Annotated in this window: 24 protein-coding genes; 15 read left to right on the forward strand and 9 right to left on the reverse strand. The window is 64.0% G+C overall.

The features are described 5' to 3' along the window. Positions 1–227 precede the first annotated feature (227 nt). The gene (gene dinG / locus AC097R_RS10580) at positions 228–2384 is read right to left on the reverse strand and encodes an ATP-dependent DNA helicase DinG (protein ID WP_479598036.1); all 2157 of its coding nucleotides are present in this window, start codon (positions 2382–2384) and stop codon (positions 228–230) included. A 127-nt stretch (positions 2385–2511) separates the two neighbouring features. On the opposite strand from dinG, the gene AC097R_RS10585 reads away from it, so the two are divergent. Genes AC097R_RS10585 through AC097R_RS10600 form a run of 4 tightly spaced genes read left to right on the forward strand, consistent with a single transcriptional unit; the run spans position 2512 to position 7578 of the window. After that, complete coding sequence (locus AC097R_RS10585) at positions 2512–3663, forward strand: transglutaminase-like domain-containing protein (protein WP_479598037.1); 1152 nt, start codon at positions 2512–2514, stop codon at positions 3661–3663. A gap of 31 nt (positions 3664–3694) precedes the next feature. Then, entirely contained in the window at positions 3695–5437 is a 1743-nt protein-coding gene (gene pabB, locus AC097R_RS10590; protein ID WP_479598038.1) for an aminodeoxychorismate synthase component I, read from the forward strand. A 16-nt stretch (positions 5438–5453) separates the two neighbouring features. Then, positions 5454–6461, forward strand: a complete 1008-nt coding sequence (locus tag AC097R_RS10595; RefSeq protein ID WP_479598039.1) for a TIGR03790 family protein — start codon at positions 5454–5456, stop codon at positions 6459–6461. Positions 6462–6474: 13 nt separating this feature from the next. Beyond that, a complete protein-coding gene (locus AC097R_RS10600; protein WP_479598040.1) occupies positions 6475–7578 on the forward strand; it encodes a rhomboid family intramembrane serine protease in 1104 nt (367 codons plus the stop codon). Here the strand turns inward: AC097R_RS10600 and AC097R_RS10605 are convergent. The 3 genes from AC097R_RS10605 to trmB all read right to left on the reverse strand — a co-directional run bounded on the left by AC097R_RS10605 (position 7575) and on the right by trmB (position 11014). Beyond that, the gene (locus tag AC097R_RS10605) at positions 7575–9167 is read right to left on the reverse strand and encodes an EAL domain-containing protein (RefSeq protein ID WP_479598041.1); all 1593 of its coding nucleotides are present in this window, start codon (positions 9165–9167) and stop codon (positions 7575–7577) included. The genes AC097R_RS10600 and AC097R_RS10605 overlap by 4 nt on opposite strands. Before the next feature lie 112 nt (positions 9168–9279). Further along, positions 9280–10209: a pseudouridine synthase gene (locus tag AC097R_RS10610; protein ID WP_479598042.1), complete on the reverse strand. Its 930-nt coding sequence runs from the start codon at positions 10207–10209 to the stop codon at positions 9280–9282. Positions 10210–10219: 10 nt separating this feature from the next. Beyond that, positions 10220–11014, reverse strand: a complete 795-nt coding sequence (trmB, locus tag AC097R_RS10615; protein WP_479598043.1) for a tRNA (guanosine(46)-N7)-methyltransferase TrmB — start codon at positions 11012–11014, stop codon at positions 10220–10222. 137 nt (positions 11015–11151) lie between these two features. Between trmB and AC097R_RS10620 the strand changes: the two genes are divergently transcribed. The 6 genes from AC097R_RS10620 to AC097R_RS10645 are packed head-to-tail and all read left to right on the forward strand — an operon-like array spanning position 11152 to position 15812. Next, positions 11152–11520, forward strand: a complete 369-nt coding sequence (locus AC097R_RS10620; protein WP_479598044.1) for a hypothetical protein — start codon at positions 11152–11154, stop codon at positions 11518–11520. Positions 11521–11544: 24 nt separating this feature from the next. Beyond that, on the forward strand, positions 11545–11931 hold the full coding sequence (locus AC097R_RS10625) for a VOC family protein (RefSeq protein WP_479598045.1): 387 nt from the start codon (positions 11545–11547) through the stop codon (positions 11929–11931). A gap of 9 nt (positions 11932–11940) precedes the next feature. Beyond that, complete coding sequence (locus AC097R_RS10630) at positions 11941–12372, forward strand: GNAT family N-acetyltransferase (RefSeq protein ID WP_479598046.1); 432 nt, start codon at positions 11941–11943, stop codon at positions 12370–12372. 14 nt (positions 12373–12386) lie between these two features. After that, positions 12387–13028, forward strand: coding sequence for a glutathione S-transferase family protein (locus tag AC097R_RS10635; RefSeq protein WP_479598047.1), 642 nt, complete (start codon positions 12387–12389; stop codon positions 13026–13028). Then, positions 13028–13591, forward strand: coding sequence for an NADPH-dependent FMN reductase (locus tag AC097R_RS10640; RefSeq protein WP_479598048.1), 564 nt, complete (start codon positions 13028–13030; stop codon positions 13589–13591). Before AC097R_RS10635 ends, AC097R_RS10640 begins: the two co-directional genes overlap by 1 nt. Before the next feature lie 7 nt (positions 13592–13598). Beyond that, entirely contained in the window at positions 13599–15812 is a 2214-nt protein-coding gene (locus tag AC097R_RS10645) for a diguanylate cyclase domain-containing protein (protein ID WP_479598049.1), read from the forward strand. On the opposite strand, the gene gluQRS is transcribed toward AC097R_RS10645, so the two are convergent. The 3 genes from gluQRS to AC097R_RS10660 are packed head-to-tail and all read right to left on the reverse strand — an operon-like array spanning position 15792 to position 18730. Continuing rightward, on the reverse strand, positions 15792–16688 hold the full coding sequence (gene gluQRS, locus AC097R_RS10650; RefSeq protein ID WP_479598050.1) for a tRNA glutamyl-Q(34) synthetase GluQRS: 897 nt from the start codon (positions 16686–16688) through the stop codon (positions 15792–15794). The genes AC097R_RS10645 and gluQRS overlap by 21 nt on opposite strands. Continuing rightward, positions 16685–17728 carry an NAD(P)/FAD-dependent oxidoreductase gene (locus AC097R_RS10655; RefSeq protein ID WP_479598051.1) on the reverse strand — a complete coding sequence of 348 codons (1044 nt, stop codon included), beginning with the start codon at positions 17726–17728 and terminating at the stop codon, positions 16685–16687. The genes gluQRS and AC097R_RS10655 overlap by 4 nt, the downstream gene beginning before the upstream one ends. 60 nt (positions 17729–17788) lie before the next feature. After that, the gene (locus AC097R_RS10660) at positions 17789–18730 is read right to left on the reverse strand and encodes a LysR family transcriptional regulator (RefSeq protein ID WP_479598052.1); all 942 of its coding nucleotides are present in this window, start codon (positions 18728–18730) and stop codon (positions 17789–17791) included. 119 nt (positions 18731–18849) lie between these two features. On the opposite strand from AC097R_RS10660, the gene AC097R_RS10665 reads away from it, so the two are divergent. The 5 genes from AC097R_RS10665 to AC097R_RS10685 all read left to right on the forward strand — a co-directional run bounded on the left by AC097R_RS10665 (position 18850) and on the right by AC097R_RS10685 (position 21995). Further along, a complete protein-coding gene (locus AC097R_RS10665) occupies positions 18850–19551 on the forward strand; it encodes a pirin family protein (protein WP_479598053.1) in 702 nt (233 codons plus the stop codon). Between the two features lie 33 nt (positions 19552–19584). Next, positions 19585–19995: a DoxX family protein gene (locus tag AC097R_RS10670; RefSeq protein ID WP_479598054.1), complete on the forward strand. Its 411-nt coding sequence runs from the start codon at positions 19585–19587 to the stop codon at positions 19993–19995. A gap of 63 nt (positions 19996–20058) precedes the next feature. After that, entirely contained in the window at positions 20059–20610 is a 552-nt protein-coding gene (locus tag AC097R_RS10675) for a flavodoxin family protein (RefSeq protein WP_479598055.1), read from the forward strand. 165 nt (positions 20611–20775) lie between these two features. Beyond that, complete coding sequence (locus AC097R_RS10680; protein WP_479598056.1) at positions 20776–21177, forward strand: hypothetical protein; 402 nt, start codon at positions 20776–20778, stop codon at positions 21175–21177. Next, on the forward strand, positions 21174–21995 hold the full coding sequence (locus tag AC097R_RS10685) for a DUF2145 domain-containing protein (RefSeq protein ID WP_479598057.1): 822 nt from the start codon (positions 21174–21176) through the stop codon (positions 21993–21995). The genes AC097R_RS10680 and AC097R_RS10685 overlap by 4 nt, the downstream gene beginning before the upstream one ends. Here the strand turns inward: AC097R_RS10685 and AC097R_RS10690 are convergent. After that, positions 21992–22750, reverse strand: coding sequence for a sulfurtransferase (locus AC097R_RS10690; RefSeq protein ID WP_479598058.1), 759 nt, complete (start codon positions 22748–22750; stop codon positions 21992–21994). The genes AC097R_RS10685 and AC097R_RS10690 overlap by 4 nt on opposite strands. 46 nt (positions 22751–22796) lie before the next feature. Then, positions 22797–23213, reverse strand: coding sequence for a hypothetical protein (locus AC097R_RS10695; protein WP_479598059.1), 417 nt, complete (start codon positions 23211–23213; stop codon positions 22797–22799). Positions 23214–23281 lie beyond the last annotated feature (68 nt).

Below are 23281 nucleotides of genomic sequence, written 5' to 3' on the forward strand. Positions count from 1 at the left end.
GTTCACAATTTTCTCCAAGCTTGCAGTAAGGATGGTTGAGGACGATGTCCGGGGATGTGGCGGTGCGTATTCCCGAGTTGGTGGAGTGGAAGAACTAAAGCACGATGATCCCGGCGTTCTCGCAAGATATGCCACAAAATGGACTAAAACCGTGTGGTAGCGCACACAGTTGGAAGCCCGCTTTGGCCCGACTCCTGCCTTGCTCTTTCTGTGCAATCCCAATGCGGTCACCCGACCCCTCGAATCCCCAGTTTGTACGCAGGCAACCCGGCCAGCATGCGCTTGCCATAGCTGGTTTGCGTGAGGCGCTTGTCATAGCAAATGACCTGTGCGCGGTCTTCCTCGGTGCGGATGGCGCGGCCTGTCCACTGCAGCAGCTTCACGCCCGTGGCGGGAATCACCAGTTCGTTGAACGGGTCACGCCCCACGCTGCGCAGCCATTCGGCGCGCGCCTCGTCCACGGGGTCGCTGGGTGGGGCAAACGGCAGCTTGGCAATAAACACTGTTTCACACAGCGCACCGGGCAGGTCCAGCCCTTCGCCAAAGCTTTGCAGGCCAAACAGCACCGAGGGCATGCCGCTCTCCACACGTTCGGCGTGCGCGGCCAGCAGGCGTGTGCGCGACTGGGTACCCTGCACCAGCACCATGTCCATCAAATGGCCGGGCAGGGCGTCGGTGGCGGCGCGCATCTGGGCGCGGCTGGTGAACAGCACCAGCGCACCGCGATTGACCTGCTCGATGTCGTCCATGAGCGCGCGCACCATCTCGGCCGTATAGGCGTCAGCGTGTTTGGGGTCAGCCTGGGTGTGCACTACGGTCAGGCTGCCCTGGGCGCTGTAGTTGAAGGGGCTGGCGACTTCCAGCGCAGTCACATACGCCTTGTTGGACAAGCCCGCTTCCTTGAGGAAGTAGTCAAAACTGCCGCAACTGGTGAGTGAGGCACTGGTGACGATGGCACCACGTACTTGGCTCCACAAAAACTGGCGTAGCAGATCGCCCGGCACGATGGGGCAGGCGTGCGCGGTCACGGTCAGGTAGCCGTTTTCGCTCTCGGCCTGCAGCCATTTGGCCAGCGGCTGCTCGCCATGCTCCAGCAGCAGGTTGGCAGTGGACACCAAGCTGCCCAGACGTGGTGCCAGACCACCCAACTGGGCGTAGAGCTGGGCGCACAGCACGGCTTGGCTGGGATCGTCTTTGGCGATGGCCTTCACATCCACACCCAGGGCTTCCAGCGCTTTAGACAGGCCATTCGCCTGCGCGTGGATTTGCGTCACCGGTTCATGCAATGCTTCGGGCAGCACGCCGTTGGCAAACCGCAGCGTGCCGTCGTTGCCTTCGCCGCGCGCGTTCTGGCCGGTGTGGGCCCACACCAGGTCCATGGCCAGGCGGGCTAGCGTGGTCAGCGCGCCCTTGAGCTGGCTGGTCACCGTTTGCACGTCTTCACCAATGTGCAGGGCCAGCTTGCCAGCCACCTCGTTCATGGCCTTGGGCAGTTTGTCCAGCCAGCGCAGATTGCTCAGGTCCATGGCGTTGGAGAACTGGTCCAGGGCGACGGCGGACAGGTGGTGGCCTTCGTCAAACACCACCAAGCAGTTGTCCAGGTCGGGCAGGGTCTTCATGCCCAGGCTGGCCAGCACCAGGTCGTGGTTGGCGACGATGACATTCGCTTCGGCCAGCTTGGTGCGCGCGTTGTAGTAACTGCACTCCTTGTAGCGCGGGCAGTGGCGCGCGGTGCAGGTGTGGCGCTCGGCGGCCACGGCCGACCAGTCACGCGGGTCTGGCGTGTCGGCCAGGGTGTCGCGGTCGCCGTCCCAGCTCACTACGGCCAGCTTGTGGGCCATGCTTTCGTAGAGGGATTGGCGGCGTTCCTCGATGGCCTCTTGCGACAGCGCAGACACCTTGGGTTGCGGCATGTCGTCGTCAAACATGTCGTCCTCGGCCGCGCCGCTGCCCACCAGTCGTTCCAGCTTCACCTTGCAGACATAACGCCCGCGGCCCTTGGCCAGCGCGTAGGCAAAAGGCTGGTCCATGCTGCGTGCCAGGGCCGGTAAGTCCTTGGTCATCAGTTGCTCTTGCAGTGCCACGGTGGCGGTGCTGATGATGACGCGCGTCTTGCGCTCCAACGCCATGGCGATGGCAGTAGACGCATAGGCCGCGCTCTTGCCCACGCCGGTTCCGGCCTGGATGACGGCGATGGCCTTGGTCGGGTTGGGGTGTTCGCCAATATCTGCTTGTGCCAAGGTAGCGGCCACGGTCTGGGCCATCTGGTGTTGGCCGGGCCGGCTGCGAAAGCCCGTGGTGCTCCCCACCACTTTTTCGAAAGCGTGCAAGGCGTGCTGGGCCAGGGCGGCGCTGGCGGGCGGCAGGGAGGAAAAGTCGGACAAACGGGGGACCTTCAGCGCGGAGGAGGGCTGAATATACAGGCAGCAGGGATAATCGGGCCTGCGCCACCGCGGGGTACTTTGTGTTACGCCGTACGCGCTGCCTTTTCATTCACCCGGAGATCTCTGTATGACCCCCGTCACTTCTGCTGCCCCTGTGGCCTCCCGCGAGGCTTCGCGTCGTACTTTTATCAAGAATTCGGCTGTAGCCCTCGCCAGCACTGCGCTGCCTGCTATCAATTTTGCACAATCGGCCAGCACGGCCGAGCGCCAGTTTTCCCCCATCCCTGGCGCCTGGCGCACCTTTGAGGTCACCACCCGCGTGGACATTGCCAAGCCCCAGGGCGGCACGCGCTTGTGGTTGCCGATGCCTTCGGTCAACAGCGATTGGCAAAAATCGCTGGAAAGCAGTTACAGCAGCAATGGCACGGCCCGCATCGAGGACGACAATGCCACCGGTGCGCGCATGCTCTATGTGGAATTTGCCGAGAACGAGGCCAAGCCCTATGTGGAGCTGACCAGCCGGATCCAGACGCAAAACCGCAAGCAGGACTGGGCGCGCAAAGGGGCTGTGGCCGAAGACGCCGCCACGCTGAAATACTGGACCCAGCCCACCGACCTGCTGCCTACCGACGGCATTGTGCGCAGCACGGCCTTAGAAGCCACGCGCGGCGCGAAGACCGACGTGGAGAAGGTGCAAATGCTGTTCGACTGGATCGTCACCAACACCTACCGCGAACCCAAGGTACGCGGCTGCGGCGAAGGCGACATCAAGACCATGCTCGAAACCAACAACCTGGGCGGCAAGTGCGCCGACCTGAACGCGCTCTTTGTGGGCCTGTGCCGCGCCGTGGGCATTCCCGCACGCGATGTGTACGGCCTGCGCGTGGCGCCCAGCGCCTTTGGCTACCGCGAGCTGGGCGGCAATTCCGCCAGCCTCAAGGGTGCGCAGCACTGCCGTGCCGAGGTGTACCTCAAAGGCCATGGCTGGGTGGGCATGGATCCGGCCGACGTGGCCAAGGTGATGCGCCAGGAAACCCCCGAGTGGATCAAGACCGCCAAAAACCCGCTGGTAGCCCCGGTGAACAAGGGCCTGTTTGGCGGCTGGGAAGGTAACTGGATGGCCTACAACGTGGCGCACGATGTGGTGCTGCCCCAGTCCAAGGGGCCCAAGCTGGGCTTCTTCATGTACCCCGCGGCCGAGACGGCTGCTGGTCGCCTGGACTCGTACGCTCCCGACGACTTCAAGTACCAGATCAGCGCCAAGGAAATCGCGGCCTGAGCGGTTTGAAGACTGGCCCCACACTTTGCCTATGCCCCATCCTCATGCCCTGATTGACTTTGGTGACCCGCACAACCCCGGCGCAGAACCGCTGCGGCTGGCGTTTGGTGAACCCGATCAGGTGCTGGTGGCGCATGCGGTGGACGAGGTGGCTGCGGTGCTGGCCCAGGTGGATGCGCTGAGCCGCCAGGGGCGCTGGTGCGTAGGCTATGTACGTTACGAGGCAGCGCCCGCGTTTGACGCAGCGCTGCAGGTGCATGCGGCTGATGGTCCGCTGGCCTGGTTTGGGGTGCACGCGCAGCCGTTGCCAGAAGTTCCCACAGGCCACGATGCCGAACCGGAGGTTGTGTGGAACGCCGGCGTGGAGCGCACGGTGTTCGACCACAACATGGCCGAGATCCACCGCGCGATTGCGGCGGGCGAGCTCTACCAAGTCAACTACACCGCGCCGCTGCAAGCGCAGTTTGCGGGCAGCGCACTGGCCTATTTCCAGGCGCTGCGCCGCGCCCAGCCACGCGCCTACAGCGCCTTCATCAATGCGGGCTCTGAGCAGGTGCTGTCGGTTTCGCCTGAGCTATTTTTTGACTGGGATGGCGATCGCATCCTCAGCCGCCCCATGAAGGGCACGGCGGCGCGCGGCGCCACACCCGTAGACGACGCGGCCAACGCCGCGAACCTGCGCAACACGCCCAAGGAGCGGGCTGAGAACGTGATGATCGTGGACCTGATCCGCAACGACCTTTCACGCATTGCGCAGCCGCACAGCGTGCAGGTGCCACGCCTGTTCCACCTGGAGGCGTTGCCCACCGTATGGCAAATGACTTCAGACGTGGAAGCGAGGACGCGCCTTGGCACCACGCTGCTCGATGTGTTCAAGGTGCTGTTCCCCTGTGGCTCCATCACCGGTGCGCCCAAGGTGCAGGCCATGCGCATGATCAAGGCACTGGAGCCCGCGCAGCGCGGTGTGTACTGCGGCGCCGTGGGCGTGGTGCGGCCAGGCGGCCACGCCACCTTCAACGTGGCGATTCGCACGGTCACCGTGCAGGGTGACGCGGCCCGCTGTGGCATTGGCAGCGGTATTACCTTTGATGCGCAGGCTGAGGGTGAGTGGAATGAGTGGCGCAGCAAACGCATGTTTCTGGAGCGCGCCAGCCAGCCGTTTGAACTGCTCGAAACGCTGGCGCTGCGCGAGGGCGTGCTGCACCATGTCGATTGGCACCTGAACCGCATGGCCGGTGGGGCCCAGCACTTTGCCACGCCCTGGGACCGGGCGCGTGCGCTGCAGGCGCTGCAAGCCCTGGCGGCCACGCACCCCAAGGGCGTGCACCGTGTGCGCTTGCTGTTGCCGGCTAGCGGGCACTTTCAGGCCCAGGCTTTTGCGATGCCGGATACGCCGCAGCCCGTGCGGCTGCAACTGGCCAACACACCGCTGGCAGAGGCACACGGCGAGTTCGTGCGCTTCAAAACCACACGCCGCGCCCACTATGACGCGTTCACGCCCGCAGACGCCACCGTGTTTGACACCCTGCTATTCAACGCCCAGGGCGAGGTGACTGAGTGCACGCGCGGCAACATCGCCGTGCTGCTGGAGGGCCGCTGGGTCACTCCCCCGCTCTCCAGTGGTCTGCTGCCCGGCATCGGCCGCGCTGCGCATCTGCAAAGCGGCCGCCTGACCGAGGCCGTGGTGCGGGTGGAGGACTTGCAGCGTGCGCAGGGCCTGGCCTTTGTCAACAGTTTGCGGGGGTGGCTGGATGCTGAGCTGGTGGCCCCGTAAGGCTCTTTGCGCGATCTTGCTGCTGATCGGTGCCAGCGTATGCGCACAGGCGGTGGGCCAGGGGCCCAAGCGCTTGGTGTCCGCCGACCTGGGGCTGGTGATCAACCAGGCCGACCCGTATTCGGTGGCGGTCGGCGACTACTATGTGCGCCAGCGGGGCCTGGACGCCAGCCAGGTGGTGGTTGTGGACCTGCCCGTAAAGCCCGTGCTCAGTGCCGCCGAGTTTGAGCCGCTGCAAGCGCAGCTGAAGGCCGCCTTTGGTGGCAAGACGCGGGCCTTGCTACTGGCCTGGGCCCAGCCCTATGCGGTGGAGTGCAATGGCATCACCGCTGCCGTCACCCTGGGCTTTGACCCCGAGGTGTGCAAAAACAGCTGTGCCCCGAGCAAGCCCTCACCGCTGTTCAACCGGGTGCTCACTCCCGCGCAGACGGAAGAAGGCCTGCGGCCCTCCATGCTGCTGGCTGCCCGAAGCGTGGAGAGCGCCAAGGCACTGATAGACCGTGGCCTGGCCGCCGATCAGCAGCTGGGCAAGCGCGGCGTGCCACTGGCCCATGCGGTGTTTGTGTCCACCCCCGACAAGGCGCGCAATGTACGCGCACCGCTGTTTCCTGCAGCGGCTGTGGTGCCCACCGTGGGCCTGCAGATCGATCGGGTGGACAGCAGCCAAGCCGAGCCCTTGCCCCGTGTCATCGTCTACCAAACCGGCACGGTGCGTGAGGAGCACATGGCGCGCATCGCCTGGCTGCCCGGCGCACTGGCGGACCACCTCACGTCATTTGGTGGGCAGCTGCTCCACGCGCAGGGCCAGATGAGCGCGCTGGACTGGCTGGAAGCCGGCGCCACGGCCAGCTATGGCACGGTGAGTGAGCCCTGCAACCACCTGCAGAAGTTTCCCAACCCCGCCTTGCTGCTGGCGCACTACGCCCAGGGTGCCAGTGCGCTGGAAGCCTACTGGCGCAGCGTGGCCTGGCCCGCCCAGGGCGTGTTTGTCGGGGAGCCATTGGCGGCCCCGTTTGGGCGATGATGGGCCCGTATTGATGACCCAGCCTGCCTCCCCCCGCTCACAGGCCCTGACCGACCTGATGCGCAGCCCTGCGCGCACGGTGCCCATGGTGACCACCCTGGTGGCTGTCAACGTGCTGGTGTTTCTGGCCATGTTGCTGGCTGGTGCGGGCTGGTGGCATTCGCCCAACGAGGTGCAATTGGCCTGGGGCGCCAACTTTGGGCCGGCGACGCAGGACGGGCAGTGGTGGCGCATGGTGACGGCCATGTTTGTGCACCGGGGTGTGGTGCATCTGGCGGTCAACATGTGGGCGCTGTGGGACGCGGGCCGTCTGATGGAACGCTTGCTGGGGCCTTGGCGGTTGCTGTTGCTGTACCTGGGCAGCGGCATTCTGGGTAATTTGTTGCCCCTGGTAGTGCAGGGGAACCAGGCCGTGTCTGGCGGTGCATCGGGCGCCGTGTTCAGCTTGTACGGGGCTTTGCTCGCCTTCTTGTGGCGCGAACGCAGGCAGGTGGAGGCGGCCGAATTCAAATGGCTGTTCGGCGGTGCCTTGCTGTTCTCCGGGGTCATGCTGGGCCTGGGGCAGGTGATACCGAGCATCAACAACGCCGCGCACGGCGGTGGGTTCGTGGCGGGTGCGCTGATCGGCAGCCTGCTGGCACAGCCTTGGACCACCAACAGCCCGCCCACACGGCGGTTGCAATGGGGTGCAGCCATTGCCTTGGTGCTGGTCGTAGCCGGGTTGGTCTGGAAGCTGCCGGCGCCAGCTTACCTGTTTGGCGAGGAACTCAAGGCGCGCGAATCGATTGCCGAGTTTTTGCAGGAAGACCAGCGCATCAGCCAGCGCTGGGGCAGTCTGCTGCAGAGTGGGTCTGGCAACGGTCAGTCGTTTGAGCAATTGGCGGGCCGCATTGACGCGGAGGTGGCCGCCGGCTACCAGCGCAGCTTTGACGAGCTGGCCGCGGCCACGCCGGGCGGTGCTGCACCGTCTGCCAAAACGCTGGAAACCCTGCAGGCGTATGCCGCACAGCGGGCCGAAGCGGCACGGGCCCTGTCGCAAGAGCTGCGCAGTGGCGACCCCCAGGCCATTGCAGACGCGTTGAAGAAGGCAAAAACGCCCAAGAAGGCAGAGAACTAAGCGGAGGGTGGCGGCGCGGGCGGAGGTGTCTGTTGCGTCAACCGCTTGGCCAGTTCGGCCATGGGCATGGGTTTGCCAAACAGCCAGCCTTGGGCGAACTGCACGCCGCGTGCGCGCAGCAGGTCGGCCTGTTCTGCGGTTTCTACGCCTTCGGCAATCATTTTGAGGTTCAGGCTTTTGGCCATGTCGATGATGTGCATGGCCACATGGCTGGTGGCTGCGTCGGTGCCCAGGGTGTCCACAAAGGACTTGTCGATCTTCAGGTAATCCAGCTCAAACGTGCCCAGGTAGGACAGGCTGGAGTAGCCGGTGCCAAAGTCGTCCACCGCCACCTCCATGCCCAGCGCGCGGATGTCGTGGATGACGCTGCGCACTTGCTCGGCGTTCATCAGCCCGCGTTCGGTGGCCTCCATCACCAGCTGCTGTGGCCCGGCACCCGTGGACTGCATCAGCGCACGCAGGTGCACCACGGTGTCGGCCGACTGCAGATCGGCCGACGACAGGTTCACGCCCATATGAAACCCAGGGTGGCGCTGCAGCAGGTCTTTGAGGTCATGGGCGCACAGCGTGAGCACGCGCTGGGTAAGGGACTGAATCAGGCCAGACTCTTCGGCCACGGGAATGAAGCGGTCCGGTGGCGTGATGCTGCCGTCCCTGCGGCGCCAGCGCACCAGCGCCTCTGCTCCTACGCACTGCTGGGTCTGCAGATCGACGATGGGTTGGTAGAGCAGAAAAAACTCGTTGCGCCTCAGCCCTGCACGGATGAGCGCGGGCAGGGCCATTTGCTGGCGTGTGGCCAGCAGCACCAGAAACGCCAGCGCCAGCCCTGCAGCAATGCCCAGCGGCACTAGGTTTTTGGCGGCCGCTACCGTGCGCTCATGCAACTGGGTCAGCGGCACGGCGGCCATGGTGACGGTGGAAAAGCGGCTGGACTCCACCAGCGCCACCAGGTAGCCATCGGCCATGAAGGTGGTCTCTCCATCGGGGCGGGGCCGCTCTATCCATTCCTGGCGCACAAAGCCGCGGGCGGAGCGGATGCTGCGCGCGCGCGGCGAGTAGGTGGCCAGCGACACGTTGGCCGGGTTGGTGGGGATGTCCAGCGTGATGGCCTCGTGGATGACGGCGGCATAGCCTGCGCGCTCCAGCACGATGAAGGTGACACCCGGTGCAAACGGCAGCTTCACCTTGGTGTACAGCGTGACGCCTTCCTTGATGACGGCCTTTTGTTCGGACTCCATCGGCAGGCTATGAGGCAGCTTGCCCAGCGCGGTGCAGACCAGACGGCCGTCTTCGATATAGGCCATGGTCTGGATGGAGGCTGACACCAGGTCGATCTCACCCATCAGGGCAATCTGGGAAGGAGAGCAGGGGTCTGGGCCACGGGCTTGCACTAGGCGGTCAATGCCGCTGTAGGCCTGGCGCGTGGTGCGCTCGGACCGTAGCAGCACGTCGCGCGCGTAACCCAGCATGTGCTCTTGTTCGGCTTGCAGGCTCTGCGTCTGGGCGAGGTGCAGTGACACCACAATGGGCACCGCCCCGGCCAACAGGCCAGCGACGACTGCCATGGTGATGGTCAACTTCTTGTTCAAGGGCACCTCACAGCCAGAAGGAACATGCAATGCGCTGCCGCAGTGTACTGCCCGCGGTGGGGCTTGTGTGTCGCTATTGTTTTAGGAGCTGCTTGCACATATTTCACGGGGGCTAGAGGCCTATTTCTTGTAAATTTTCCAAAGGTAGCAGTGTGCGTTGGCTGGCAAAGCTGCGCGCCTCGCCGCTCAGCGGGTCGGTGAAGGCAATATGCTGGGCCAGCAGCTGTAGCGGGCGCGCGTAGTCGGTGGCGTCCTCGGGCGTGAGCGTGGGGTACATGCCGTCAAACAGCAGGGGCAGGCCCAGCGCCGCCATGTGCACGCGCAGTTGGTGGCGCTGGCCGGTCAGCGGCTGCAGCTGGTAGCGGGCCCATCGCCCCAGGGTTTCCAGCGGCGTGATGTCGGTGATGGCGTTCACCGGGCCCTCCACTTCGGTCTGCTGCATGAAGTGGGACGACACGGCGATGCGGCTCTCCCGGTGGATGGGCCAGGGCAGGGCGGGGTTGGCGGGCGCGATGCACTCGTAGGTTTTGGCCACTACCCGGTCGCGAAACAGCGCGTGGTAGGCGTCGCGCGTGGCGGGGTTGATGGAGAACAGCACCAGCCCGGCCGTGTCGCGGTCAATGCGGTGGATGGGCGTCAGGTCGTGCAGGCCCAGCCGGTTCTTCAGGCGCACAAGTACGGTTTCCTGCAGGTATTTGCCCGAGGGCATAACCGGCAGAAAGTGCGGCTTGTCCACCACCAGCAGGTGCGCGTCCTGCCACAGCACCACTTCGTCAAAGGGAATGGGCGGCTCGGCCTCCAGTGCGCGGTAGTAATAGAGCCTGCGTTTGGCGGAGTAAGGGGTTTCCGGCTCCAACGTCAGGCCCTGGTCGTCCACCACGTCACCGTCCTGCAGGCGCTCCAGCCATTGGGCATGCGTGATACCGGGGAAGCGCTGCACCAGAAATTCGAGCACCGTGGGCCAGGGCCCCTCGGGCAGCACCACGCTGCTGGCGCCTACCCCGTTGCGCGTGGGTGGGGCGTTGGGCCGGGGGCGCGCCATGCCGGTGAAACTAGATGCGCTCGAACACCACGTCCCACACGCCGTGGCCCAGCTTGATGCCGCGGTTCTCGAACTTGGTGAGTGGGCGGTAGTGCGGCTTGGGTGCGTAGCCAGCTAGCTCAGGGTTGGCGGCCAAGGCGCGGTTTTTGAGCTTGGGCTCGGCGCTCAGCACTTCCAAAATCTGCTGGGCATAGGGTTCCCAGTCGGTGGCGGCGTGCAGGTAGCCACCGGGCTTCAGGCGCGCGGCCAGCTTGGCCACCAGCGGGCTCTGGATCAGGCGGCGCTTGTTGTGCTTGGTCTTGTGCCAAGGGTCGGGGAAGAAGATGTGCACGCCATCCAGGCTGCCCAGGGGCAGCATGTGGTCGATCACCTCCACCGCATCGTGGTTGCAGATGCGGATGTTGGGGATGTTGTTTTCGCCAATGCGCTTGAGCAGGGCGCCCACACCGGCCTCATGCACTTCGCAGCACAAAAAATTGGTGTCGGGCAGGGTCAGCGCAATTTGGGCGGTGGCTTCGCCCATGCCAAAGCCAATTTCCAGTACCACCGGGCGTTTGGCATCATTTGGGCCGCTAGCCCCCGCCGCGCCTGCGAAAGCAGCTTCGAAATCGATAGCATTTGGCTGGTAGGGAAAGAGAAATTTCGGCCCCAGCTCCTCCACCGCCTTGATCTGCCCACTGCCCATGCGACCCGCGCGCTTCACAAAGCTCTTGATGGTGCGCATGAAGGGTTTGGCCGCAGCACTGCTGCTGGTGTTGGCGGCAGTATCTGGAGATTCGGGGAGGTCGGGGATAGGCGATGTCATGGTCGGCAGGAAGAAAGTCAGGGGTGCATTGTAGGGAGGGCGGGGCTGGCACCCCTTTCGCTGCGCTTGGGTGGTGTGTGTGTAAAGTGGAGCAGGGCAGTGGCCTGCCCACTGGATGCGACTTGCGGAGGAACCCCATGACCCTGTTTTCCAACATTGCAACCTTGTGTTTGCTGCTGGCCTGCGGCAATGCCGCGTGGGCACAGGACGCGAATGCCGGCTGCATTCCGGCACGGGATGGCCGCATGGTCTGCCCGCAGCCGGACGCAAAGTGCCTGCTCAACCGCACAGGGGATGTCATTTGCTCCACGCCTGGTGGGGGCATTCAGGCCGACCGCTACGGCGAGGTGGTCTGCGGGCCTGGTGCCTGTGTGCGCGATGAGCGTGGCGACATTTTCTGCGCCACGTCTCCAAGGGGCGCGGCTGCGCTGGACCGCTACGGCAAAGCCACCTGCTCCGGTGCATGCGTGCCCGCGGCAAGCGTGCAATGTGTCATCCCCCAGTGATGTAAACGTTCAGAGGAGCGTGCCATGTCCATAGAGCTGGACCACACCATCGTGCCCTCGCACGATGCCGTCAACTCCGCCCGGCGCCTGGCCGAGCTGCTGGACGTGCCCTGGTCTGCCACCGGTCTGGGCCCGTTCTCGCCGGTGTTTGTGAACGACGGGCTCACGCTGGATTTCATCCAAACCGACGAAGAGTTTCCGATCTACCACTTTTGCTTTCGCGTGGGGGAGGCGGAGTTCGATGCCATCTTGGGGCGCATTCAGGCGGCGGGCATTCCGTTTCGCAGCACGGTGCAGGGCCCCATGGACGAGCGCATCAACACGGCCTACGGTGGTCGCATGGTCTACTGGAACGAGCCCGATGGACACCAGTGGGAGATCCTCACCGTGAGTTACGCCCGTCAACCTTAGGAGCGCCGCGTGTCCCTTGTCTGGTCCGATTCCATTGCCGATGTCAACTGGGAAGAGCTATCTGCGCTGTACCTGGCCGCCCCGCTGGGCCACAAGGCCCCGGCCGATCTGAAGGTGACATTTGGCAACAGCATGTTCCGCTGCTTTGTGTATGACGGCGAAGCACTGGTGGGCGTAGGGCGGGTACTCGCCGATGGCGTGGACTGCGCCTACCTGTGCGATGTGGCCCTTCTGCCGAGCCACCAGGGCACGGGGCTGGGCCAGCAGATCGTTGCGCGGCTGGTAGAGTTGTCGCGCGGGCACAAGAAGATCATTCTGTATGCGGTGCCGGGCAAAGAGCCTTTCTACCGCCGGTTTGGCTTTTGGCGCATGCGCACGGCCATGGCCATCTTTGCGGACCAGCCGCTGGCCGCGCAGCGCGGCTATCTCGACGAAACCTGAACTTCACTTCTCCTATGTACAAATTGCATTGCTTCGCCCAGTCGGGCAACAGTTTCAAGGTCGCGTTCTTTCTGCGCGCCCTGGGCCAGGCCTACGAGCCGGTGTTTCTGGACTTCATGAACGGCGCCTCGCGCGACCCCGCCTGGCGCGAGTCCACCAACGAAATGGGTGAGGCGCCGATTCTGGAAGACGGCGCACGCCGCATCACGCAGTCCGGAGCCATCCTTACCTACTTGGCCGACAAGCACGGCGCCTTTGGTGGCACCACGCCCGAGGAGAAGCTGGAGGTGCTGCGCTGGATTCTGTTCGACAACCACAAGTTCACGAGTTACTTCGCCAGCTACCGCTTCAGCAAATCGTTTGGCCCCGTGGCGCCCGACCCGGCGGTCATGGCTTGGCTCAAAGGTCGGTTGGAGGTGGCGTTTGACATCGTCAACAAGCACCTGGCCAAGACGCCTTTCATGGTGGGCAACGCGCCCACCATTGCCGACTTTTCGCTCAGCGGCTACGCCTTCTACCCCGAGGAAGAAAACGGCCTGGACCTGCACACGCGCTACCCCCATGTGGGCGCCTGGGTGCAGCGCATGAAGGCATTGCCGGGCTGGGTGGCGCCGTACGAGCTGATGCCTGGCGATCGCATTCTCCCTAAGTGGTAATGCAACTGCTGGCGGTATCGGGCAGCCTGCGGGCCGTGTCTATCAACTCGGCGCTGCTGCGCGCGGCAGCGCGGCTGGCGCCTGCCGGGATCGAGGTCCCGTGGTGCCCCGGCCTGGGTGCGCTGCCGCTGTTCAACCCCGATCTGGAGGATGATCCGCCCGCGGTGGTGCAACAGTTCCGCGCCCGCGTGGCGCAAGCCGATGCGCTGCTGATCGCCAGCCCCGAATACGCCCACGGCATGACGGGCGCCATCAAGAACGCGCTGGACTGGCTGGTGAGCTTTGAGCCCTTTGCCTACAAGCCGGTGGCTGTGCTTAACGCGTCACCACGCGCCCGCCATGCCGACGCCGCGTTGCGCGAGGTGCTGACCACCATGGCCGCGGTCATCGTGGAGCCGGCCTCCATCACGCTGCCTTTGGTGGGGGCGAAGTTGGACGAAGACGGGATGGTGGCCACGCCTGCCATTGCTGCGGCGATTCAGGCAGCGGTGCTGGCGCTGGCGGATGCGGTAGTGGCGCGCAGGGCAGACCCGGTAGGCGCACCGGCCAGGCATCCGCTATAACTGCTCTATGTTGGAAGACACCACCATGTTGCTGAATCGCCTGCGCCAGTGTTGCCGCGCAGCTTTACGCCTGGGAGTGCTGTTGGTGTTGGCTTGCGTCGTCGCGGGGCTGGCGCAGGCGGCACCGCCCAAGGGCCTGCAGCTGAGCATGGAGCAGCAGGCGTGGCTGGCGGCCCACCGGGGCAAGACGTACACCGTGGGTTTTGACCCGTTTGCGGGCATGGACAGCTTTGAGTTCCGCGGCAACCGTATCGGCTTGCTGCATGCGCTGCTCAAGGACATGCAGGACCAACTGGGGCTGCGCGTGGTGCCCGCCCAGGTGAAGGGCTGGGACGATGCCTACAGCCGGTTTGTGGCGGGGGACATCGACATTCTCTACGGCGCCAACCCCACGCCCGAGCGCGAACGCATCATGCGGTTCACCCGCCCGGTCTGGAAGTACCCCTACACCGTATTCGCTCGCAATGACTCGGCCGTGCAAACGCTAGGCGATCTGGATGGCAAGCGGGTTGGCTTCATCCGCAACGACTTTGTTATTGAGCAACTGCCCCGCGAGTTCCCCAATATCCACGTGCGAACCGTCGAATTTGACGAGCAGGAGAAGGGGCTGTTGGCCCTGGAGAGTGGCCAGGTGGATGGCTTTGTAACGGCGGGCGGCGGGCTGGAGTATGAGTTTTTGTACGCCCACCCCAAGCTGGCCCTGGTGGCAGAGCTGCGCACCATCAGCTCCGACATGACCATGGCCGTGGCCAAGGACCAGCAGGTGCTGGGCGGCCTGCTGGACCACTACATTGCGCAACGCGAAGCGGCGATCCACGGGATGAAGGACAGCGCGCAGCGCCTGTACAACCGCAAGATCTTGCGGCTCAGCGAGGCGGAGCTGCGCTGGCTGGAAAAGAGTGGTACCGCAGTGGTGGGCGTCGCCGAAGACTACCTGCCGTTTGATTACTACGAGAACGGCGAATACCGCGGCATTGCCGGCGAGATGCTCAAGCGCATTGGCGATACGGTGGGCATTCGCTTCAAGGTGGTGAGTGGTTCGTTTGCCGAGATCATGGAGAAGGCGCGCACCGGCGGCGTGGACGTGCTGGACATGGCCAAGACGGAAGACCGCCTGAAAGACTTCATCTTCCCCCACGCCATCAGCACGGAGCGCGACATCATTGTGGGCCTGAAGAGCAGCCCGCCGGTGCAGGACGTGTATGGCCTGGACGGGAAGAAGGTGGCCGTGATCGACGGCTTCTGGCACGAGGAATACCTGCGCAAGAACCTGAAGAACACGCAGATGGTGCGCACCGCCGACATCATGGAATCGCTGCGCCTGGTACGCAGTGGCGAGGTGGCCTACATGATCGAGAACCCCACGGTGGTGGAGTTCTACATCAATGGCCTGGGCTACAACGATGTGGTCAAGCGGGGCAACACCTCCAAGGACTCCTTTGTCTACTTCGGCGTCAGCCGCCGCGAGCCCGAGCTGGCCTCCATCATGGACAAGGTGATTCCGCTGATCCGTTTTGAGGACGCGAAGTACGCCGGCATCCAGAGCGTTCCCGCCCTGCGCAACGAGGCGAACCGGCAATTGATCTTGTTGGTGGCCGGGCTGCTGGTGGCACTGGTGGGCATTTTGCTGGTGGTCATCAAAGTGGTGCGCAAGCTGGCCGAGCAGAAGGCGCGTACGCAGTTTCTGACCGAGCGCGAACACTTTCTGTACACCGACACCCTGACGGGTTTTCACAACCGCAACTACTTCAGCCACAAGGCAGACCAGGACATTCCGGCCACCTACCCGCAGGCCATCGTTGTGGCTGACCTGAACAACCTCAAGCGCGTGAACGACAGCTTCGGCCATGCCGCGGGCGATGCCTTGCTGGTGATGTTTGCAGACCTGGTTCGTCAGCAATGGCCCCAGGGGCATTTCTTCCGCATTGGTGGCGATGAGTTTTTGATGGTGCTGCCCGCCACCGGGGAAGCCCAGGTGCTGCAGGACCTGGATCGACTGCGCGAGCGCTGCACGCAAACCAGCCACCCCGCCGCCCCGGGCGAGTGGGGCCAACCCAGCGCCGCCATGGGGCACGCCATGCGCCACAGGTCAGACGTTTCGCTGGATCACTGCATTGCCGAGGCCGATCAGCGCATGTACCAGTCCAAGGCGCACATGAAAAAACGGCGCTCCGACATCCGGCCGGATTGGTCTGAGACCTTAGCCGCGGACCTGGACTGAGCGCCAGGCCTGGACCCACTGCGCCAGGCAGTCGCCCATGCTGGCAGAGGCGCCGATCGCGGGTAATGCCAGCCTTTGCGCTGCCTGCTGCAGTGCGTACAAGGCCGCTTGTGGGGTAGCCGTGTCCAGCGCCTGTGCGCCGTTTTGTTTACTGAGTTTTTCACCATTGGGGCCTAGCACCAGCGGGGTGTGCAGGTAGCGCGGCGTGGGCAGGCCCAGCGCACGCTGCAGCAAAATCTGCCGCGCGGTGTTGTCGGCTAGGTCTTCGCCACGCACTACATCGCTGATGCCCTGCGCCGCGTCGTCCACCACCACGGCCAGCTGGTAGGCCCACAGGCCGTCGGCGCGTTTGAGCACGAAGTCGCCCACCTCCTGCGCCACGTCCTGGCTTTGCGGGCCCAGGCGGCGGTCGCTCCAGTCGATCACCTCACCGGTGCGCAGGCGCCAAGCACGGCCCGCTTTGCCGTGCAGCCCGTCGCGGCAGGTGCCGGGGTAGACCAGTTCGCCATGGCGTGGCTTGCCGCTGCCTTGGGCGGCCAGCGCCAGTTCAATGTCTTTGCGGGAGCAGGCACAAGGGTAGGCCAGGCCTGCGGCTACCAGTTGGTCCAGTGCGTGCTGGTACAGGTGGCTGCGCTGGCTTTGCCACACAGGGGCTTCGTCCGGGTGCAGGCCGCAGGCGGCCAGCTGCTGCAAGAGGGTCTGGTCAGCGCCGGGCACACAACGCGGTGTGTCTACATCTTCGATGCGCACCAGCCACTCGCCCCCATGTGCCCGTGCATCCAGCCAACTGGCCAGTGCCGCAACAAGCGAGCCCGCATGCAGCGGGCCCGTGGGGGAGGGCGCAAAGCGCCCCCGGTAGATCAAACGGTCGCTCACGCCATCGCGAGTGCCAGCTCCAAGCCTGACACAAACGCATCTTCTACCCGATGGCCTATGCACCAGTCGCCACACACCCCCAGGCCAGCCTTGGCGTCCCACAGGTGGCTTTGGCCCAGGGCCTTTTCGGTTTTGGCGTACATCCAGCGGTGCACGTCCACGTGGGCCGGTTCGGCACGGATGCCGGTGATCTCGGAAAACGCCTTGATCAGCTTGGCCTGCACGCGGGGGGCGTCGTCCTGCAAATGCTCTTGCGACCAGGCTGCACTGGCCTGCACGGTCCAACGTTCCACGCGGCCGCGACCGGGTTTGCTGGACTCGCGCGCCAGCCAGGCGATGCGGTGGTGGGTGCTGCGCGCGGCGTTCCACTGGGGCCCCAGCGTGGTCAGACCCGGCTGCACAGCCTGGGGGTAGGCCAGCATCAGCGTCCAGCAGGGCGCCACCGACACCTTGGCTGTCTTCTTGGCCAAGGCCACGCCCTTGGGGGTGGAGGACAGCAGCTCTTGTGCCTGGGGGTGGGGAATGGCCAGCACCACGGCGTCAAAGCCGCTATAGACATGGCTGCTGTCGTCAGCACCGGTGGTGCGCAGCTGCCATTGGTTTTTGTGCAGGGCATCGGGCTCGATGGCCGTGACCTTGGCCTGCAGTTCCACGTTGCCAGCCACGGTGAGGGGCTTGGCCCATGCGCTGACCAGGGCGTTCATGCCCGGGGTGGGCACCCAATGCGATTCGCGCGCTGGCAGGCCAGCAGCGGCTACGCGGCCGTGCGAGTCCAGCACGCGCACGGTGTTGGCGCTCCAGGGGCGGCACAGGCCTGGCGTGGTCTGCAGGGCCAGCTCAAAGCGTGCATCGCGCACGGTGAAGTACTGCGCGCCATGGTCAAAGGTGCCAAATGCGCTGCTGCGTGTGGACATGCGTCCGCCCAAACCCTGGCTTTTGTCAAACACTGTCACCCGGTGGCCTGCTTGCACCAGTGTGCGTGCGCAAGCGATACCGGCCATGCCGGCGCCCACGATAGCGATGTGTTGCGATGTGGTCATGGGCGCAGTCTCCATTAGTTGTAGTGGTCTCTTTATACACGCTGGCCGGGCCCCGCTGGCTTACGCGCTGCGGTGTTCTTCAAGTAGCGCGTTGCGTGTGGCCGGGCTTTCCAGCTGGCTCAGCCACCACTGCAGCGCGTTGCCCTGTTGCGTGGTTTTGCTCAGGCGCCAGGCGTAGTGCAGCGGCACCTGGCGCTGGGCACGTTCCGTGCGCTTGACGACCAGGCGGCCGGTGTCGATATAGCTGTTGGCCATGCAGCGCGGCAGGTTGCCGCCGCCCAGGCCGCGTAGCTGCGCATCCAGCTTGGCGTGCATGGTGGGCACGGTGAAAACATCTTGCCCGCTGAGCAGGCCGAAGGTCTGGCCCGAGCCGCGGCTGATGGAGTCGGCCACGGCCACGGCGCGGTGCTTCTGGATCACATCGTCGCTCAGTGGCTCGGGGGCGCTGGCCAGTGGGTGGTGCGGCGCCACGGCGTAGACAAAGGTAATGTGACCCAGTGGCTTGCTGTGCACACCCGCGGTGCGTGCCGAGTCGGGGCCCACGCCAATGGCCAGGTCGGCTTGGCCGCGGGTTAGGGCCTCCAACGTGCCCGACAGCGTTTCTTCGCGGATGCGGATGCGCGTGGGCGGGGACTGGCTGAAAAAGCTCTCGCACAGCTCCATCATGGTGGGCTTGGAGATGACGGTGTCTATGGCAATGGTGAGCTGCGGCTCCCACCCCGTGGCCACACGCTTGACGCGGTTCGCTACGGCGTCAATCTCTTCGAGCAGGCGCGCGCCTTCGCGCAGCAGTTCGGCCCCTGCCTCAGTGAGCTTGGCTTGGCGCGAGCTGCGGTCGTACAGCAGCACGTCCAGCGCGTCCTCAATCTGGCGTACCCGGTAGGTCAGGGCGCTGGGCACCATGCCCATCTCGCGCGCGGCCGCGGCAAAGCTGCCGGCAGCGGCAATGGACTGCAGCATGGAGAGCGCGTCGGGGGTCAGGAAGTCGCGGGCGTTTTGCATGAAGCCTGCCTTTAAGTTGAATTGGTTTGAATGATGCCATCAAACAGCATGGATGGAAAAGACCCCGCCGAGGCCTAAAGTTGAACCTATCAGCAAGACACACAGAGAAAGGACATCGTATGTTGACCTTACGCAAATCCCAGGACCGTGGCCACGCCGACCATGGCTGGTTGAAGTCTTTCCATAGCTTTTCGTTCGCCGGCTACTACGACCCCGCCCACATGGGCTGGGGCAACCTGCGGGTGATCAATGAAGACCGCATTGCCCCCGGCACCGGCTTTGGCACCCACGGCCACCGCGACATGGAAATCATCAGCTACGTGATGTCTGGCAACCTGGCGCACAAGGACAGCATGGGCAACGTCAAGGGCATCCCACCCGGTGACGTGCAACGCATGAGCGCCGGCAGCGGGGTGCAGCACAGCGAGTTCAACCACGCCGAAGGTGAGACTACGCATTTCTTCCAGATTTGGATTGAACCAAATGTGCGCGGTATTGCTCCCAGCTACGAGCAAAAGAGCTTTGACCTTGCCGAGAAGCAGGGCAAGCTGCGGCTGGTGGCGTCGCCAGACGGTGCGGATAACAGCGTGCTGATCCACGCGGATGCCAAGCTGTATAGCGGTCTGTTCGATGGTGCAGAGAGCGCCGAACTGGCCCTGGACCCCACCCGCAAAGCCTATGTACAGGTGCTGCGCGGCGGGGTAGAAGTCAACGGTGCCAAACTCACCACAGGTGATGCGGCGCTGCTGGAGGGCGAAAGCCGTATTACCCTGGCCCAGGGCGCTAACGCCGAAGTCTTGGTGTTTGACCTGGAAGCCTGATTTTTAGTTTTTTAACCAACGAAGGAGATCCTCATGTTCGACAAATTCCAAAACCCCCTGGCCCTGGCCGCGCGCATTTTGCTGGCTGCCCTGTTTGTGCCCGCTGGCATCAGCAAGATTGCAGGCTTTGCCGGCACCGTGGGCTACATCGGCTCGGTCGGTCTGCCACTGCCCGCAGTCGGCGCGGTGCTCGCCATCCTGGCCGAAGCCGGCGGCGGCATTGCGCTGTTGCTGGGCTTCCAGGCCCGTATCGCCGCCTTGGTGCTGGCGGTGTTCACCCTGGCCGCTGGTGTGTTCTTCCATGCCTATTGGTCCGTCCCCGCAGACCAGATGATGGTCACCCAGATCATGTTCATGAAGAACATCGCGATTGCTGGTGGCCTGCTGGCCGTGGCAGCTTTTGGCCCCGGCGCCTTGAGCCTGGACGCCAAGCGCGGCAAGTAATCGTTTCCATCAGGCCCGCCCTCCGCGGGTCTGTGTTTTTCACCTTCCTTTAGGAGCTTTGAGATGGCAAAAGTAGCAGTGGTATTTCATTCGGGTTACGGTCACACGCAGCGCCTGGCGCAGTCGGTGGCACAGGGCGCTGGTGCGGACCTGATCACCATTGACGCCGAAGGCAATGTGCCCGAAGCCGCTTGGGACACTTTGGCCGCGGCCGACGCAATCATCTTTGGCTCGCCCACCTACATGGGCAGCGTGAGCTGGCAGTTCAAGAAGTTTGCCGATGCCTCCAGCAAGCCCTGGTATGTACAGGCCTGGAAAGACAAGATCTTTGGCGGCTTCACCAACAGCGCCAACGTGGACGGCGACAAGCACTCCACACTGCACTACTTCATGACCTTGGCCATGCAGCACGGTGGCCTGTGGGCGGGCACCGGCATGGCATACAACAACCACAAGGGTTCGCAGCGCGCCGACCTGAATTACCTGGCCTCCAACGCTGGCCCAATTGCCCAAACCCCGGGTGATGCCAGCGCCGACGAGATGAACGCCGGTGATCTGGAAACCGGACGCAAGTACGGCGAGCGCATTGCTGCGCTGGCTGGCAAGCGCGGTTAAACGGCTTTCGCGCCTTTGAAAACCCAGGCTCGGTGCGGTGGCACATGCCTGGGTGTCCTCATATGGCTTGATAAGATGGTTGCGGCACTTTTGCCGGTAACCCGAAATTTTCCTCTTATGCAACACCGTCGTGCTATCTCTTTGCTAGCGGCTTGCGCAATATACATGGGGTCTTCAGCCCCATTGCATGTCCAAGCGCAGACCGATGCATCGGCACTGAGCGCCGTGTCGACTATGCCTGTGGCGTCGGTGGTGGGGGCCAGTGCAGGGGCTGGTGTGGCCGTGCCAGTTGCCTTGTCTGCGGCCGGTACAGTGTTGGTGGTCAAGGGCGTGGAGGCTTCTGCTAAGGGCACTGTCTACCTGCTGGAGCGCGTGTCAGACGGCGCCCGCACCAGTGTGGATGTGTCGGGTAAGGTAGCCGGCGGGGTATCCACTGCGGTGGGCACCGCGGTCACGGTCAGCGTCATCAGTGCGGGTGTGGTGCTCTCGGTGGCGGGCACGGTGATCGCCTTTATCCCCAATGAAATTGGCAAAGCCCTGTTGCATAACGAGCGTGTGAGCCGATGAGGTGCCGCACCGCGGGTAGCGTAGCCGTGGTGGTCGCGTTGTGGCTCGGTGTACTAGCCCCGGCCAAGGCTGGCCGCCCTCGCAACGAACCGCAGGACATGAAGGCCGAAACAGTGGAGCGCTCGCTGGGCTTGGCGTACCGCACCCTCAAAACGCTGGACGCCAGTGGTGCCAAGGTAGTGGTGATGGCACGCGCAGGACAGGACCTCAGCAAGTATGGCATCCGCTATTCGCACCTGGGCTTTGTTTACCAGCAGCCCGACGGGCAGGGCGGCCACGTGTGGCGCGTGCTGCACAAGCTCAACCAGTGCGGTACCGCCGACTCGGCGATTTACCGCCAGGGGTTGGGCGAGTTTTTCATGGACGACCTGTGGCAGTACGAAGCTGCGTGGCTGGTGCCTACCGAGGCAGTGCAGCAGCGCCTACTGGAGGTGTTGCTAGACGAATCGCGCGCGCTGCGACTGCACCACACGGCCTACAGCATGGTGAGCTATCCCTGGTCGCAGAAGTACCAGCAGTCCAACCAGTGGGCATTGGAAACCTTTGCCCTAGCCATAACGGCCGACAGCAAGACTCCGGTATCCGACCGGCCGCAGGCTCAGAGCTGGCTGCAGCAGCAAGGCTACCAGCCCAGCACGCTGATCATTACTGCACTCACGCGCCTGGGGGCCCGCATGACCAAGGCCAATGTGGCCTTTGACGACCACCCCAATGACAAACGCTTTGCCGACCGCATTGAAACCGTGACGGTGGATTCGGTGTTTGCCTGGATGTCCCGCGCCGGCCTAGTAGACAAACCGCTGATGACGCAGCGCTAGGGGAGGGGCTCTTCGGCCTGCAGACCCACGGTCTGCAGGTCCACGCCCAGCGCGCGTCGCTCGTCAAACACAAAGCAGCCGCCGCGGTAGTGGCTGCCATCGGTTTCTTCAAAGTACTTGAGGATGCCACCTTCGAGCTGGTAGACGTGCTCCAGCCCTTCTTCGCGCATCAGGATGGCGGCTTTTTCACAGCGAATACCGCCCGTGCAAAAGCTCACCACGGTCTTGTCTTTCAGGTCGTCCAGGTGGCTGCGCAGCGCCTCAGGAAACTCGGTGAATTTGGTGATGCGCCAGTCGATGGCGCCGTCGAACGTGCCCTCGTCCACCTCAAAGTCATTGCGCGTGTCCAGCGTCACCACGGGGCGGCCCGCGTCGTCATGGCCCTGGTCCAACCAGCGCTTCACGGTGGCAGGGGCCACGGCCGGTGCGCGGCCCTGGGCGGGCTGGATGGCGGGGTGGTTCATGCGGATGATCTCGCCCTTGACCTTGACCAGCATCTTTTTGAACGGCTGCGTGTCCGACCAGCTTTCTTTGGGCGCGATGTCGGCAAAGCGGGCATCGGTGTGCAGTTGGGCTACGAAGCCGCGTACATCGTCGGCCGGCCCGGCCAGGAACATGTTGATGCCTTCTTCGGCCAGCAGGATGGTGCCCTTGAGCTTGAGCGCCGTGGCCCGCGCCAGCAGCACTTCACGCAATGCGGGTGCATCGGTGATGGAAACAAACTTGTAGCTAGAAATGTTCAGGATGGTGTTCACCCCCCGATTTTAAGTTTGTCCGACCGTGGGCCGCCCAGCGGTGAGTTCAGCCGCCTTGCAATTGCGCCAACAGCCACTGTCGGGCGTCTGCCGGGTCGGTGAAGACGCGCGAGGTGATGATGCCTGTCAGCAGGGTTTCAAGCTTGGGGCGCATCAGGGTTACGCCTTCTACTTCCGGTCCGACGACAAAGGCAATGGCTGCCAGCTTGGATTCTGGCGAACGCGACAAATAGGCTTGGCGCGTGCTGGTGTAAATCTCCTCGCTGTAGACCAGTGTGTCGTGCAGGTAATTGATGATGGCCCAGGGGCCGGTGGCATTCAGCGTGGGCACATGCGCCATCATGGCCTGGTTGGTCTGGTTTCGCATTTCTGCGTTCCAGTCGCCACGCATGTGCACGGTAAGGATGGCGTCGGCAAGCTCCACTTGCGCGGATCCGTGGGGCCTGAAAAGGGGTGCGGCCATACACATTGCTCCGATAACAGAAAACAGCGGCTCGGGTCCGCATTTATTTGAGGTCTCCTGTTCCGCAT

It is taken from the genome of Rhodoferax sp. ZS1R25 (genome assembly GCF_056521335.1).